Origin of the sequence: Neobacillus endophyticus, from assembly GCF_013248975.1 — a bacterium.
GTDB lineage: Bacteria > Bacillota > Bacilli > Bacillales > Cytobacillaceae > Neobacillus > Neobacillus endophyticus.
Genome location: NZ_JABRWH010000001.1, coordinates 3068914 through 3082783, shown reverse-complemented (window position 1 = coordinate 3082783; position 13870 = coordinate 3068914). Strand labels below are relative to the sequence as shown.

Annotated in this window: 15 protein-coding genes; 3 read left to right on the top strand and 12 right to left on the bottom strand. The window is 36.8% G+C overall.

The features are described from left to right. Positions 1 to 56: 56 nt before the first annotated feature. The 8 genes from HPT25_RS15225 to HPT25_RS15190 form a co-directional block, all read right to left on the bottom strand. Complete coding sequence (locus HPT25_RS15225; RefSeq protein WP_173065784.1) at positions 57 to 512, bottom strand: TlpA family protein disulfide reductase; 456 nt, start codon at positions 510 to 512, stop codon at positions 57 to 59. A gap of 65 nt (positions 513 to 577) precedes the next feature. Further along, a complete protein-coding gene (locus HPT25_RS15220) occupies positions 578 to 1126 on the bottom strand; it encodes a peroxiredoxin (RefSeq protein WP_173065781.1) in 549 nt (182 codons plus the stop codon). A gap of 260 nt (positions 1127 to 1386) precedes the next feature. Next, positions 1387 to 2511: an N-acetyldiaminopimelate deacetylase gene (locus tag HPT25_RS15215; protein WP_173065778.1), complete on the bottom strand. Its 1125-nt coding sequence runs from the start codon at positions 2509 to 2511 to the stop codon at positions 1387 to 1389. Positions 2512 to 2569: 58 nt separating this feature from the next. Further along, positions 2570 to 3280 (bottom strand): 2,3,4,5-tetrahydropyridine-2,6-dicarboxylate N-acetyltransferase, encoded by a 711-nt coding sequence (gene dapD / locus HPT25_RS15210; protein WP_173065775.1) that lies wholly within the window; start codon positions 3278 to 3280, stop codon positions 2570 to 2572. A 75-nt stretch (positions 3281 to 3355) separates the two neighbouring features. Next, positions 3356 to 4237 (bottom strand): transcriptional regulator CcpC, encoded by an 882-nt coding sequence (gene ccpC, locus HPT25_RS15205; RefSeq protein WP_173071167.1) that lies wholly within the window; start codon positions 4235 to 4237, stop codon positions 3356 to 3358. A 69-nt stretch (positions 4238 to 4306) separates the two neighbouring features. Then, positions 4307 to 4759, bottom strand: a complete 453-nt coding sequence (gene cbpB / locus HPT25_RS15200) for a cyclic-di-AMP-binding protein CbpB (protein ID WP_173065772.1) — start codon at positions 4757 to 4759, stop codon at positions 4307 to 4309. Between the two features lie 113 nt (positions 4760 to 4872). Continuing rightward, complete coding sequence (locus HPT25_RS15195; RefSeq protein ID WP_173065769.1) at positions 4873 to 5109, bottom strand: YkuJ family protein; 237 nt, start codon at positions 5107 to 5109, stop codon at positions 4873 to 4875. 293 nt (positions 5110 to 5402) lie between these two features. Beyond that, entirely contained in the window at positions 5403 to 6614 is a 1212-nt protein-coding gene (locus HPT25_RS15190) for an EAL domain-containing protein (RefSeq protein WP_173065766.1), read from the bottom strand. A 191-nt stretch (positions 6615 to 6805) separates the two neighbouring features. Here HPT25_RS15190 and HPT25_RS15185 point away from each other — a divergent pair, with 191 nt between their 5' ends. Further along, positions 6806 to 7675 carry a metallophosphoesterase gene (locus HPT25_RS15185; protein ID WP_173065763.1) on the top strand — a complete coding sequence of 290 codons (870 nt, stop codon included), beginning with the start codon at positions 6806 to 6808 and terminating at the stop codon, positions 7673 to 7675. Positions 7676 to 7704: 29 nt separating this feature from the next. Here the strand turns inward: HPT25_RS15185 and HPT25_RS15180 are convergent, their stop codons facing one another. Next, positions 7705 to 9813: a sensor domain-containing protein gene (locus HPT25_RS15180; RefSeq protein ID WP_217269721.1), complete on the bottom strand. Its 2109-nt coding sequence runs from the start codon at positions 9811 to 9813 to the stop codon at positions 7705 to 7707. Between the two features lie 235 nt (positions 9814 to 10048). Between HPT25_RS15180 and HPT25_RS15175 the strand changes: the two genes are divergently transcribed. Beyond that, positions 10049 to 10528 (top strand): YkyB family protein, encoded by a 480-nt coding sequence (locus HPT25_RS15175; RefSeq protein WP_173065760.1) that lies wholly within the window; start codon positions 10049 to 10051, stop codon positions 10526 to 10528. A gap of 15 nt (positions 10529 to 10543) precedes the next feature. Next, positions 10544 to 11692, top strand: coding sequence for an aminotransferase A (locus tag HPT25_RS15170; protein ID WP_173065757.1), 1149 nt, complete (start codon positions 10544 to 10546; stop codon positions 11690 to 11692). Between the two features lie 138 nt (positions 11693 to 11830). Here the strand turns inward: HPT25_RS15170 and HPT25_RS15165 are convergent, their stop codons facing one another. The 3 genes from HPT25_RS15165 to HPT25_RS15155 all read right to left on the bottom strand — a co-directional run bounded on the left by HPT25_RS15165 (position 11831) and on the right by HPT25_RS15155 (position 13807). Further along, positions 11831 to 12010, bottom strand: a complete 180-nt coding sequence (locus tag HPT25_RS15165) for a hypothetical protein (RefSeq protein ID WP_173065754.1) — start codon at positions 12008 to 12010, stop codon at positions 11831 to 11833. A 61-nt stretch (positions 12011 to 12071) separates the two neighbouring features. Further along, the gene (locus HPT25_RS15160) at positions 12072 to 12950 is read right to left on the bottom strand and encodes an NAD(P)-dependent oxidoreductase (RefSeq protein WP_173065751.1); all 879 of its coding nucleotides are present in this window, start codon (positions 12948 to 12950) and stop codon (positions 12072 to 12074) included. Positions 12951 to 13021: 71 nt separating this feature from the next. After that, complete coding sequence (locus HPT25_RS15155) at positions 13022 to 13807, bottom strand: SDR family oxidoreductase (RefSeq protein ID WP_173065748.1); 786 nt, start codon at positions 13805 to 13807, stop codon at positions 13022 to 13024. Between the last annotated feature and the right edge of the window lie 63 nt (positions 13808 to 13870).

Below are 13870 nucleotides of genomic sequence, written 5' to 3'. Positions count from 1 at the left end.
AAGCAAAAAATGCTTCTCTTTTTTATTTTTTTATTAAGGACGATTGGCGGTCAGTGTTATTCCGCTTTTTCCATTTCGTCCAACACACGGTTAACACGCTTTTCAAGCATTTTCATCCCGCTTCCCCCTGCTTGGAAGTGGCGAAGTTTTCCTTCTTTATCAAACACATAATAAGCAGGAACATATTGGTTTTCAAATGCATTTGTTAATTTATGTTCGCTGTCAACAAATATAGGCTGTGTAATTTCATGCTCAGCTGCCACTTGTTTAATTTCTTCAATATTTAAATCATTTTCCGATCTTGGCATGTGTACTGCCACTACATTTAATTTATCTTTATATTGATCACGGAATTGGTTTACCTGCGGCATTGCTTCTTTACATAAATGACAGCTAATCGACCAAAAATGGATGAGTGTTGGTTTATTCCCCACTAATTCATCTTTTGAAACCTGTCCATTTAACCATTCTGTTGCACCCGTTAATTCCGGCATTGGTTCACGTAATTTCATCTATATTCCTCCTTGAAAAAAAGACCTAACACTTTATGGGTTAGGTCTATCTGAATTCAGCAAAATTAAACGTTTAATGTAGCTTGTCCAGGCTTCCAGTTAGCTGGGCATAAACCGCCAGTTTGTAATGCTTGAAGCACACGCAATACTTCATCAACTTCACGGCCAATATTGTTGTGGTGAACAACAGAGTACATTAATTCACCTTCAGGATTGATGATGAAAAGACCACGAAGAGCGATCCCTTCTTCTTCGATTAAGACGCCATATTCACGAGATACAACATGATTTGTATCAGCAGCTAATGGATATTTCAAGTCACCAAGGCCGTTATCCTTGCGGTCCGTTTTAATCCAAGCTAGGTGAGTATGGATAGTATCAGTAGAAACACCGATTACTTCTGCATCTAAATCTTCAAACTCATCATAACGCTCAGAAATCGCAATGATTTCTGTGGGACAAACGAAAGTAAAGTCCATTGGATAGAAGAACAATACTGTCCATTTATCGTTTTTCATGTTTTCTTCAAGACTTACTTTACCAAATTCTTTATTTGGCATTACTGCGTCCATAGCAAAGCGTGGAGCTTGTTTACCTACCATACGTTCTGGCATTCAAATCCCTCCAAATCATTAATTAAAAGTAGTTTTTACAAATCTACTTACAACCTAATTGACATTTTTTATTATAGGATACTTGATAATTGAGAGTCAATATTTAATTATAATTAGTATAAATAAGTACTAATTATAATTAAACTTATTTCCCTTTAATAAGTTTACCCTGTTCATAAAAGAATAAACGATTTTCAATTATCAATATGATCCCCCATTATTTTAGCATAATTAACCAATAGGACAAAATAAAACGATTCTTAATTTTGATTTCCTTTAAGAGTTAAAAATTTGATCATGACCCCTATAGCTACCTCAATTGCAGCTTCATTCGGCATTAATTTGGCATGATGCAGGCCAAAAGGAGAATCCACACCAAGCCAAAACATAAACCCTGGAATTTCTTTAACCATATAACCAAAATCTTCACCAGTCATCGCCTCTTTACACACTACTAGTTGAACGTTGGAGTCCTGATCAACAAATTCCATAAATTCTTTTGTCAGTTCTTCTGAATTATAGACTTGATGATACATCGAACCATAATCAATAGAAGCTTCACACTCATATCCCGCTTCAATGCCCTTAACAATCGCTTCAATTCGATGTTTTACTTTGTTCATTACGTCCGGTGATAATGTCCGTATGGTCCCTTCCAGTCTTGCTGTTTCGGCAATAATATTTTGAACGGTTCCACCAGTTATTTTTCCAATCGTGATAACGGCACTGTCTAGTGGATTTATATTTCTTGATACAATTGTTTGCAACTGAGTTACTAGTGAACAAGCCGCAATTACCATATCATTTGTCTGGTGCGGGTAGGCAGCGTGGCCTCCTTTTCCTTTTAAATCGATGAACAGCTCCGAGGTATTAGCAAATAATAGTCCCTCTTTAACCGCAATTGTTCCCACTGGGTATTCTGGTGCGATATGCAACGCAAAAATCATATCCGGCATCCAATGCTGCATTTCTAGTGATTGCAGCATTGGTTCTGCACCGCCTGGTCCTTCTTCTGCAGGCTGGAAAATAAATAATAAATCATCCTGTATTGGATTATGGACAAAATGAGTCAGGATCCCAAGGGCAATGGTCATATGAAAATCGTGCCCGCATGCGTGCATTTGCCTTTCATGAACAGAAGAAAAAGATAATTGGGTTTCTTCAGTAATTGGCAGACCATCAATATCAGTCCTATAACCAATCGTTTTTTGAGGATTTAAACCGGCAACTTTTACAAGCAGGCCTGTTCGCCATTTTTTGATGGATATTCGTTTCTGAGGAAGTGACTCTATGTAAGCTAATAAATAGGCTTGTGTCTTAAATTCTTGAAAGCCCAATTCTGGAATTTGATGAAGGTCTCGACGGATGTTGATTAATGAATTCATACAATATGCTCTCCTTTTTATATGAAAAGCGTGGATTGCTCCACGCTTAAAAATGGTTTTATAGCTGACGTAATTCTTGCATGATTTCTGTTTTTGATTTTGTTTTTTCGTCGATATCTTTGATTTTTTTAGCAGGAGTTCCTGCAACCACTGTGTATGGTTCTACATCCTTAGTAACCACAGCACCTGCAGCGACTACAGCGCCTTTACCAACTGTGACACCTTCCAATACGACTGCATTAGCGCCGATTAATACCTCATCCTCAATGATAACTGGTTTTGCGGATGGTGGTTCAATAACACCAGCCAATACTGTACCAGCACCAATGTGACAATTCTTACCGACAGTTGCTCTTCCGCCAAGAACAACCCCCATGTCGATCATTGTTTTCTCACCAATGACAGCGCCGATATTAATAACAGATCCCATCATAATGACAGCATTATCGCCGATTTCCACTTGATCGCGAATAACCACTCCAGGCTCAATACGTGCATTAATATTTTTGATATCTAATAACGGAATCGCTGAATTACGTCGATCATCTTCGATTACATAATCGGCAATCTTTTCTTTATTTGCTTCCAATACTGTTTTTATGTACTCCCATTCACCGAAAACTACCCCGGACTCTCCGTTAATAAATGTTTTCGACTCACTTCCAAAGTCAATTCCTTCTAATTCTCCTTTTAGATAGACCTTTACAGGAGTAGATTTTTTACTGTTTTGAATAAAAGAAATAATTTCATGTGCATCCATCATTTTCATACGTAAACACCCCTATTTTCATACTAAAAAATACTTTAACAGACAAAAGCAATGAAGACAAGAAAAAACCTTTACTTACTCCGTTTCTGAGATGTGTTCCTTAACTAAATCAACGAAAGCCTGAACTTGCTTTAATTGAAAAGCAGCATCATATCCTAATAGCCATGTATCTCTTTGTAACGGTTCATTTTTTTCATCAAGCAATGGTATTTTAAATATATCCTTTCCTTGTTTTGTCAACGTAATCTTAGGTAGGATGGCATATCCAATACCATTAAACGCCATTTGCTTGCAAGTTTCAATTTGATCGACAACTACAGTCCGTTTAGGGGAAGTTTTAAAATTCCGCATCCACCAATCTTGAATTTGTTGGTAGTAATTAGAATCACTTTTAAATTGAATAAAAGGGCGATCTGTCGCTAAAACTTGTTCAGGGCTGGTAATCTCTCTATCCACCAAATAGAGAGGGTCGTGAAACAGATGGATCTTAACTCCCTTCCATTCAGGTGTTCCACGGATGATCCCTACATGGACTTGATCATCGTATAATGATCTTAATATATCACTGCTCCAGCCAGTTACTAAGGAAAGTTTAACCTGGGGGTATTTATCAATAAATTTCTTTAACACCTGCGGGAGCCAGTTTTGGCCTACAATGGAAGCGACGGCAATTTTTAACGTTCCGGAAACCCCTGTTTTAAGAGAATAGATGGCCTCCCGGACCTTTTCCTGTTTGATTAATACTTCATTTACAAAACCTATTACCTGTTCGCCTGCTGGCGTTAACGACAAGCCTTTTTGCGAACGGATAAATAATTTTGTTCCCCATTCCTTCTCAATTGTCTGTAAGCGCTGTGAAAGAGCAGGCTGTGAAACAAAAAGACGTTCAGATGCTTTTCGCATATTCATTTCCTGTGCAAGAACTGATAAAAAGTGAAACTCCGATAAGGAGGACATAGTCATTCACACCTCCAAACAGCCATTTTCAACAAAAATTCAGCTCCCTATAATTGGGGAGCTGGATTTTTATTTTTCATTTTTTTTAAATCTTTTTACAATCTTGTTAATTTGATTCAAAACCGTACTTCTAGGCAGAATTCCTGCAAAGAATTCATCTTCAGTTTCTACACAAAGAAACGGGTGATTAACCAATAATTCAAGGCAGGCTGTGATTGATGCAGAAATCTTTACCCTTGGAATGGATTTTTTCATTACTTCTTCCACATGCTTTTTTTCAAGCTGTTCAAACTCAATTCTTTCAAGTCCGAGAATAGAATCCATAATAATGGGGGTACTAATTAATCCATGCAGCTTATAGTGCGGATCTAAAACAGGAATAGCTGTATATCCGCTTTTGGTCAGAACGAGCAATGCATGTTCAAGACTATTCCCCATCTGAACGTGAGCTACCCTTTCAGATGGAATCATTAATTCTTTTATTGTTAATTCTAAGAATTCCCCGCTGGGAAGATTAATCATCGCCGAAAACTCCTTGTGAACGATTTTCTACAAAATTTATTCTATCATAGTTTTCGGACGTCTGTATAAATTTTCATGCACGATCCCTTGAAAAAAGGAACCAGTAAAGGTTCCTATTGAATAAGATCGAAAATTTCAATTGTAATCATGTCGATATTGTCAAATTGATAACGTTTTGGCTTTTCTTTCTCATTGTATACTTCTAATTCAAACGTTTCCGTTTTAGGGTGGAAGGTTACTTGGCATTTTCTTTCGCCATTTACCTCAAAATAACGTTGAGCAGGTTCTCCGCTTACGGATTGTTCCTGTAGATTTTTTAATCTTGTTAATATCCCTTGAAGCTGTGACATTGGCTTCTTCTCCTTTCAAACACAAACAAGCTATCTGCTTATAGGTTTCTCAATTGACATTTTTCTATCCTTAAGGAAAATTATAAATCTAACCCCATATAAAATATGCCAATATTAAAAGAATAAAATAATGGTCACTATTTGTCCAAGTAAAAATGAAAAAAAGGTTAATTTTTTTTTAAGCCCGCATAAAACAGAGCGTTATTTCCCTACCATTCAACTAGTCGAATTATCAACAATATGCTTTGATATACATAAAAAGAAAAAAATATAGCCTCCAAAGATTCGGAAGGCTATAGTAATTGTTCATGTTCATATAAGTATTGGTAGGAAATATCGATAAACAAATAATCACTGCCGCTGATTGGGTATGAAAAAGTGCGAATGGTTTCTCCCGTTTCGATATCACAGTATAAATCTGACAAAATCCCTTTCCGTTCATTTCTCATTTTAATAATATTTTCGAGAAAATACGGTCTCCAGCTCCAGTTTTTGTTCAAATATTCCATTTGTAAATACCAGCCCTCTGCTCCCTTAAACATATTGGCTGATTTTTGAAATCCATCCTCATCACAAATGTACATTCGGAAAGCAATACCTTCCATTTCTTTCGCCAAAGCTTGAAAAAGTTCTACATAACTAACCTTTTTATTTTTAGCTGACACTTCCTGAACCTGGGCTTGAAAATATTCAGTTGTTACATAAACAGCTTCCAGTTTTCTTTTTTCATACGAAATAAAATCATGAAATTTTTCTTTTAACCTTGATTTTAATAAATCACGAGAAAGAAATTCCACTGAAGGAGGGTGTAAATAATAACCCTGATAGTAACGCCCGCCATTCTTCCAGGCAAACTGGAGCTGATAACTCATCTCGATATTTTCGAATAATAACATGGCCCCAATTTTCCTAGCCAATAAGGATAATGTGTAGAGAACATCATTAAAATTTGTTCCTGTTGCTGTTGATTTTAATGCTTCTAAATTAATTTTAATAATATCCGGCTTCAATTGACCAATACGATCAATATAGTGTGATTCCCGATTCATACTGGCAATAGCAATTTTAATTCCATATGTCCGATAATATTGCAAGAGGTGATCAAACTGATCCAAATCGCCATCATATTGATGGTCAGATATTTCGAGAACAATTCGCCTTAAGCTGAAGCCGTTTTTCTCAAACTCAAGAAGTTCCTGCAAGAAAGGCTCTCCGCTTCCATACATTAGCAGATCCGCATTTCTATTTAAAAATATACATATATCCTCTTCAAGTTTAGCTGCCTTCTCAAGAGCTTTTCTAACGATTAACAAATCCACTTCATATTTATATTCATCGGGAATTTCATTGTCCTGAAAGAAACTCCCTAAACTAATGATTTGTTCCTCCGATTTATATCTTCCCAATACCTCATAGGCAATAATTCTTTGTTCATCGGCACTAAAAATTGGCTGGAAATAAGGAAAAACTTGATCGAGATTTGAAAGAATTTCCAATGCGTCCATTTAAGTACCTCCAAATAGTTTTACTTATTATACCATACGCCACCTTTTATCTTCCCGTTCTTTGCTGCACAAAACAAGAAATCCAATTTACCATTCAATTTTCTCTTGCAATCAAAATTATTTTTAACGAAAATACAATTGGACTCTTGAATATAATAAGATAGAAAATAAAGTAGAGGCTGGTAGAAAAAATGCCAAAAACAATTAAAAGGAGAACGTTTTTAAAACAAGCCCTTGGGTCATTTTTAACCATTCTCGGCTTAGGTTCAGCAGGCCTGTTTTATGCCAATAAAATCGAACCAGTATTACTCGAAACTAGCGAACGCGAAATCAGGCATCCTTTAATTCCGAAAGCATTTGATGGTGTTAAAATCATTCAATTCAGTGACACTCACCTTGGTTTTCATTACAATCTTAACCAATTTGGAAATTTAATTAACAAAATTAATTCGTTAAAACCCGATCTTATTTTTTTTACAGGTGATTTGATGGATGAACCCAACAAATATCCAAAAATCAATCAAATTGTCCCTCATTTACAAAGATTGCGAGCTCCTTTAGGGAAGTATTGTATTTATGGTAATCACGATCACGGCGGTTATGGAACGGAAATTTATCGAAATATAATGGAAACCGCTGATTTTACTATTCTATTAAACAGGTCCATTCCCATCTCTTATAAGGGCGCAAATAGAATTTATTTAGCTGGGATTGATGATGCGATGTTAGGCAAACCAGATATACCTGTCTCATTAAAAAAGGTACCTCAAAACCATTTTACCATTCTCCTATCACATGCACCTGATCTTGCAGAGGAAGCTGCGAAATATCCTATTCATTGGCAGCTTAGCGGACATAGTCACGGGGGTCAAGTAAAAATCCCTTTTTTCGGAGCATTAGTCATCCCTCCTTTTGCGCGAATTTATCAAGAAGGGCATTATTTAATTGGTGAAAACCCGTTAAATCTTTATGTAAACAGAGGGATCGGGACAACAAGGCTGCCATTTCGCTTTATGGTGAAACCTGAACTGACCGTTTTTACACTGAAAACAGGTACATAAAAAAATCCTTATAAAAGATAAGGATTTTTTTATGTATTATTCGTTAAAAATTTTTGTTCTAATTCAGCGGCTGGAATAGGCTTTGAATAATAATATCCCTGGATTTTGTGGCATCGTGCCCTTATCAGAAACTCGGCCTGTTGTTTACTTTCGACCCCTTCAGCGATGACATCCATCCCTAAACTTTTCCCCAGATGTATAATCGTGGTCGTAATTGCTGCGGCTTTTTCATCAATTAAAATGTCGCGAATAAAGGATTTATCGATCTTTAATCCATTAATAGGAAATTGTTTTAAATAATTTAATGAAGAATAACCTGTCCCAAAATCATCCACTGATATGTATAATCCTAGTTCCGTTAAATTATTGAGAATAGGAGTAGTTTCTTTTGTATCACTAATAGCCCCTTCAGTTATTTCAATCTCTAAAGATGAAGAACTAATTTGATATTTATCAAGCATCTTCTGAATAAACGGTACAAGATTCGGCTGCAAAAATTGCTTAGGTGAAATATTAACAGCAACTCGAATATCATGAAATCCTTTACTATTCCAGTTTTGAATTTGCCGGCATGCAGTTTCTATGACCCAATATCCTATTGGAATGATTAAACCAGTATCTTCTGCAAGTGGTATAAACATACTAGGAGGAATATTGCCATATTCGGAATTCTCCCAGCGCAGCAATGCTTCAAAGCTTTTCGCCTTTCCTGTTGCTAAATCAATTTGCGGCTGATAGAACAAATGAAGCTCGTTTTTGTCAATTGCTTTCCTTAGATGCGTATCTAACGTAACAATATTCGTAAAAGCAGAGTTCATTTCAGACCGATAGAATTGATAATGCGCTTTCCCTCTTTGTTTCACTCGGAATAATGCTTCATCAGCATTCTTAATCAGCGTTTCAGGATCCGTTCCATCTTGCGGAAACATGCTGATTCCTATACTTGGAGAAATATAATATTCTTTTGAATTTAAATAAAACGATTTCGAGAAGGCAGAAAAAACTTTCCCAACAAATGTGCTCGCAGTCTGTCTGTCAGCTTGAAGGAGAAGAATATTAAATTCATCACCGCCTACCCGATAAATAGTGCAATGTTCATTTTGAAACTGTGTTAATCTTTCTGCAACCCTTTTCAAAATTTCATCGCCGGCTAAATGACCCACTGTATCATTCAAATACTTAAATCGATCCAAATCAATTGATAATAACGCAAATTGTTGTTGATCATTCTCATGCAAAAAAAGCTGTTCATTCAAATGCTCAAGCAAAGCCCTTCTGTTTAAAAGTCCGGTTAATTGGTCATGAAATGCCATAAATTTAACCATATCCATATTTTTAGCCTGCTCTGTCAAGTCTCTAAACAGAACATAAATTCCAATAATTTCTCCATTTACAACAATTGGTACTGTTTTTATATGTACAATTAACAAATGACCTTTATTATGAATAATTTTGCAATCTAAAGATTCAAGTGCACGCCCTGAAAAGGTCAATTCTAAAATATTTTTAAATTTTTCAATATCTGGATCGTATATCATGTTATAAATGGAGCGATTTGTCATTTGTTTTTCTGCATATCCAGTAAGAAGACCCGCAGCTGGATTAGCTTCAATTATTTTCCCTTCAGGGCTAACCGTAAATATGGCATCTAAATTATGGTCAACTATAGATCGGTACCGCTGCTGACTTTCAATTATATTTTTCTTTTCTTTGTACCATTCTGTAATGTCTCTTGTCACCGCAACGATATAAATAATGGAGTGATCCTCATTGTATATTGGAGTTAAAATCGTTTCTCCATAAACTTCAACATTCCCATCTGCATAAAAATGATCTTCATATGTGAATATTTCATTCTTTTTCAATAACAGTTCATAATTATGCTGAATGTTCTTGGCAGAATCAGGCGGCAACACTTCATACAGTGTTTTACCAATTGCCTCAATGGGTAGTTTGGCTTTCCTCATGGCTGATTCATTTACAAATAAATAACGAAATTTAGGGCCTTCTTCCACCTTCATGACAAAAACCATGTCTTGAACATGTTGAAAAATAATATTAAAAATGATTTTCTGTATTTTTCCCCCAGCTTTTCCTTCTTCCATTTCTTCCAATAAAAAACGATTGAAGTGACTCATTTCATCATCCTTCAGGTAAAAAATTTCCCATATTGCACAATAATGTTTTTACAATTTATTATTTCTATTTTACAATGAATTTAATTAAAATAAAGTAATTTAGTAAAAACTATGATTATTTTAACAAAACATCCAATTTAACTATAAATAGAAAGAACCATTTTGTCATTCTATTTTTACTTAAAAAAAGGTATACTATAAGTGTTCTAATAAATAGAAAGGAGTACACCATATTTTGAATTCCGATCAAAAAAACCCCCAAAAAACAAACCTAACTATTGAAAACCTCGCTCAAGCAGTCTTTATTGTGAATCGGCATGCTAAAACAGCACCTAATCCCAAATTCTTATACCGGTTAAAACAAGAAACCTTAAATAAATTGATTAAAGAAGGCAAAGCAAAAAAGGTAGGACTCCATTTTTCTGATCGCCCTAAAAACAGCCAGCAACAGTCCGATGTACTTGTAGAGTGTGGCAGTTACACCTTCCATATTCCTCCAACAAAAACAGACTTTCTAAACCTTCCCCATTTAGGCAAGCTGGATGGAAGTGTAAGAAATCCAAAGGCAGCCCTTTCGCTCAATGCAGCAAAAGCAATTTTGCAGGCATATACTGGAATCTCTGAAGTGGATTCGGCCCATCATACAAATTTTCGTAAAACAAAAAGAACCTATGAAAAACCGGTCTTTAAAAAACTTGGAGAAAGATATAATTAAGAAGGATGGACAACAATGGAGCATTTAATTAATCACCGTGTTAAAAATCTCGAAATTTCTGGAATAAGGAGATTTTCAAATCTGGTCTCTCAAATAGACGATCTCATAGCATTCACCATTGGTCAGCCAGATTTCCCTACTCCTAAACATGTTAAACAAGCTGGAATTTCTGCGATTGAAGAAGATTTCACTATCTACACCCACAATGCCGGGACACTGGAATTAAGAAAGGCTGCCAGTGAGTTTGTGAAAAAAAAATACGATCTTCATTATCATCCTGAATCTGAAGTTATTGTTACAACTGGTGCAAGTGAAGCCATCGATGTTACCTTCCGGACAATCTTAACAGAAGGTTCAGAAGTGATATTGCCTGGTCCGATTTACCCAGGATATGAACCAATTATCCGAATGATGGGTGCTGTTCCAGTCCACGTTGATATACGGCATAATCAGTTTCGCTTCACTTTAGATTGGATCAAGCCCTTTATTACAGAAAAAACGCGCTGTATCGTGCTCCCATATCCATCCAATCCAACAGGAGTCAGTCTTACTGAAGCGGAGCTTAAAGAAATTGCCGATTTTGTGGCAGACAAAGAGATTTTTGTTTTGGCTGATGAAATATACAGCGAGCTTACTTTTGACCGGCCGCACCGATCGATAGCAGCTTATTTAAAGGAAAATACTATTGTTATCAATGGCCTATCCAAATCTCACTCTATGACAGGCTGGAGAATTGGATTTTTATTCGCCTCAGAAAACATAGCAAAACACATTTTAAAAGTGCATCAATATAATGTTTCATGCGCCAATTCTATTGCCCAAAAAGCGGCTTATGAAGCTCTAACTACGGGAATCGACGATGCTGATGCTATGAAAATAGAATATGCTGCAAGAAGAGATTATGCCCTTAGACGATTATACGACATGGGGTTGAATGCTGTTAAACCGGAGGGAGCATTTTATATCTTTGTTAAAATACCTAACAGCATCCAGCTTGACAGCTTTGAATTCGCAACAAAACTTGCATATGAAGCGAAAGTTGCTGTCGTTCCTGGAAGCGCATTTTCAGAATATGGTGAAGGCTATTTTCGATTATCATTTGCTTGTTCCATGGAAACTTTAGAAGAAGGTTTAAACCGTATGGAAAAGTTTTTAAAGAGTTAAAAGAAAACTCGCCGACTGGCGGACCTGGCAGGGCGAAGACAGAGGCGTAGTTGCCCTTATGCCTGAAAGGAAGTCTTTCCTTTCAGCCTAAGAAAGACCTCCTATGAAAAGTAGGAGGTCTTTTTGATACATAAAAGATTATTGTCCTTGGTATCTTCCATTATTTTTAGATGCTTTTTCTTTTTTAACTTTATCTTTATGAATTTTATTAGTTGCTGCAGAGCCCATTTCATGTGCAAATTCTTCATTAAGTACTGCAGAATCAAATCCTTTTTTGTTTTTCTGCTGAGGGTCATTCTTTTTCGTCCGTTTTGCCATAAAAAATCCTCCCTTCATGAATCAATCATAGTTTCATGTAGGAAGGAAGAAATTATACATTTTAACTTTTCCAATATTTATATAGAGCTTGGGTACCGCTATTTTCTTCTCCTCTTTCAGCCAGCTGATCATATAAGGATTTTGCCAATGCTAATCCAGGTACATCCATATCCATTCGATTGGCTTCTTCCAAAGCGATTTTCATATCCTTAATAAAATGCTTGATGTAAAATCCTGGTTCAAAGTCAGCCTTTAGCATACGTGGAACAAGATTGCTTAGCGACCAGCTCCCAGCAGCACCTGTTGAAATGCTTTTTAGAACCGCTTCAGGGTCTAAGCCAGCTTTTTCAGCATAAATGATCGCTTCACATACACCAATCATATTAGAAGCTATGGCAATTTGATTGCTCATTTTTGTGTGCTGGCCTGCACCTGACTTACCTTGATAGACAACATTGGAACCTAGCAGCTTTAAGATTGGAAGGACTGCATCAAAAGATTCCTTTTCTCCGCCAACCATAATCGATAATCTGGCTTCCTTTGCACCTATATCTCCTCCAGATACCGGTGCATCCAACACTTGAATACCTTTATGTTTAGCTTCCTGATAGATTTTGCCTGCAAGGGATGGTGATGATGTTGTCATATCAATGAAATAGCTTCCTGACAGTCCATGGCGTATAAGCCCGTTATCTCCTAAGAAAACTTCCTCAACGTCTGTAGGATAGCCAACCATTGTGAAAACAATGGATGCTGTTTCCGCCACTTGTTTAGGTGTATCCACCCATCTAGCTCCTTTTTCGAGTAATTCTCGGGCCTTTTCCTTCGTTCTGGAGTATACCACTAATGGATACCCTGCTGCTAAAATATGGCCTGCCATACTATTTCCCATTACACCTGTGCCAATAAAACCGATAATTGTTTTTTCTGTGCTATTCATATGTAGCTTCCTTTCTAATCTTTTTACGATTGGAATAGTTGTTTTCTAGATCAATCAAATATTCCATGTATTTAAATAGATTTTACCATCCCGCCGTCAACAATAAATGCACTTCCTGTCATGTAGCTATTCGCATCTGATACGAGAAAAGTGGCAACATTTGCAAATTCTTCTGGGGTTCCATATCTCTTCAATGGTATTCCTGCTTTCATTTGAGCTTCAACTGCTTCTCGTGAAACCCCAAGTTTGTCTGCATTCACTTGATCCAAATGTTTAACCCGGTCAGTCGCAATCCTGCCCGGCGCGATTGTGTTAATGATAATTCCATACGGGGCCAGTTCCGAAGCAAGGGTTTTTGCTAAGCCGATGATTCCTGTCCGGAATGTATTGGATAAAATCAAACCAGGTATGGGTTCCTTTATGGAGGAAGAGGTAATATTAAGTATTTTCCCTCCCTGCTGTTTTAAATACGGCAACGACTCACGAATCAAACGAACATATGATAGCAGGTTTAACTCAAATGCAGTCTGCCAGGCATCATCCGTTAATTCTTCAAAAGAACCAGCGGGCGGGCCTCCAGCATTATTGATCAGTATGTTGATTCCGCCAAAGGTTGCAGCAGTGATGGAAACAAGCCGTGTTATATCTTCTGATCTAGTAAGATCTGCCTCCTGATAAGCAATTTTACCGGCACTAATTGCTTCTAGCTCGCTAGCTTTCTGTTTTAGCTTTTTCACATCTCTGCCGGAAATGACTACGTTAGCGCCTTCCCGTACAAGCCGTTCAGCGATGGCAAAGCCCAATCCTTGACTTGATGCTGCGACAAGCGCAGTTTTTCCTGATAAATTTAAGTCCATCGTATCCCAACCTCCTCATTCAAACTACCTTATATTATACATGATAAATTGCCAGAATACGTG

Bases quoted from the DNA above. Each gene is read 5' to 3' on its own strand.
- HPT25_RS15225 (WP_173065784.1), bottom strand. From the start codon at position 512: ATGAAATTACGTGAACCAATGCCGGAATTAACGGGTGCAACAGAATGG.
- HPT25_RS15220 (WP_173065781.1), bottom strand. From the start codon at position 1,126: ATGCCAGAACGTATGGTAGGTAAACAAGCTCCACGCTTTGCTATGGAC.
- HPT25_RS15215 (WP_173065778.1), bottom strand. From the start codon at position 2,511: ATGAATTCATTAATCAACATCCGTCGAGACCTTCATCAAATTCCAGAA.
- dapD (WP_173065775.1), bottom strand. From the start codon at position 3,280: ATGAAAATGATGGATGCACATGAAATTATTTCTTTTATTCAAAACAGT.
- ccpC (WP_173071167.1), bottom strand. From the start codon at position 4,237: ATGTCCTCCTTATCGGAGTTTCACTTTTTATCAGTTCTTGCACAGGAA.
- cbpB (WP_173065772.1), bottom strand. From the start codon at position 4,759: ATGATTAATCTTCCCAGCGGGGAATTCTTAGAATTAACAATAAAAGAA.
- HPT25_RS15195 (WP_173065769.1), bottom strand. From the start codon at position 5,109: ATGTCACAGCTTCAAGGGATATTAACAAGATTAAAAAATCTACAGGAA.
- HPT25_RS15190 (WP_173065766.1), bottom strand. From the start codon at position 6,614: ATGGACGCATTGGAAATTCTTTCAAATCTCGATCAAGTTTTTCCTTAT.
- HPT25_RS15185 (WP_173065763.1), top strand. From the start codon at position 6,806: ATGCCAAAAACAATTAAAAGGAGAACGTTTTTAAAACAAGCCCTTGGG.
- HPT25_RS15180 (WP_217269721.1), bottom strand. From the start codon at position 9,813: ATGAGTCACTTCAATCGTTTTTTATTGGAAGAAATGGAAGAAGGAAAA.
- HPT25_RS15170 (WP_173065757.1), top strand. From the start codon at position 10,544: ATGGAGCATTTAATTAATCACCGTGTTAAAAATCTCGAAATTTCTGGA.
- HPT25_RS15165 (WP_173065754.1), bottom strand. From the start codon at position 12,010: ATGGCAAAACGGACGAAAAAGAATGACCCTCAGCAGAAAAACAAAAAA.
- HPT25_RS15160 (WP_173065751.1), bottom strand. From the start codon at position 12,950: ATGAATAGCACAGAAAAAACAATTATCGGTTTTATTGGCACAGGTGTA.
- HPT25_RS15155 (WP_173065748.1), bottom strand. From the start codon at position 13,807: ATGGACTTAAATTTATCAGGAAAAACTGCGCTTGTCGCAGCATCAAGT.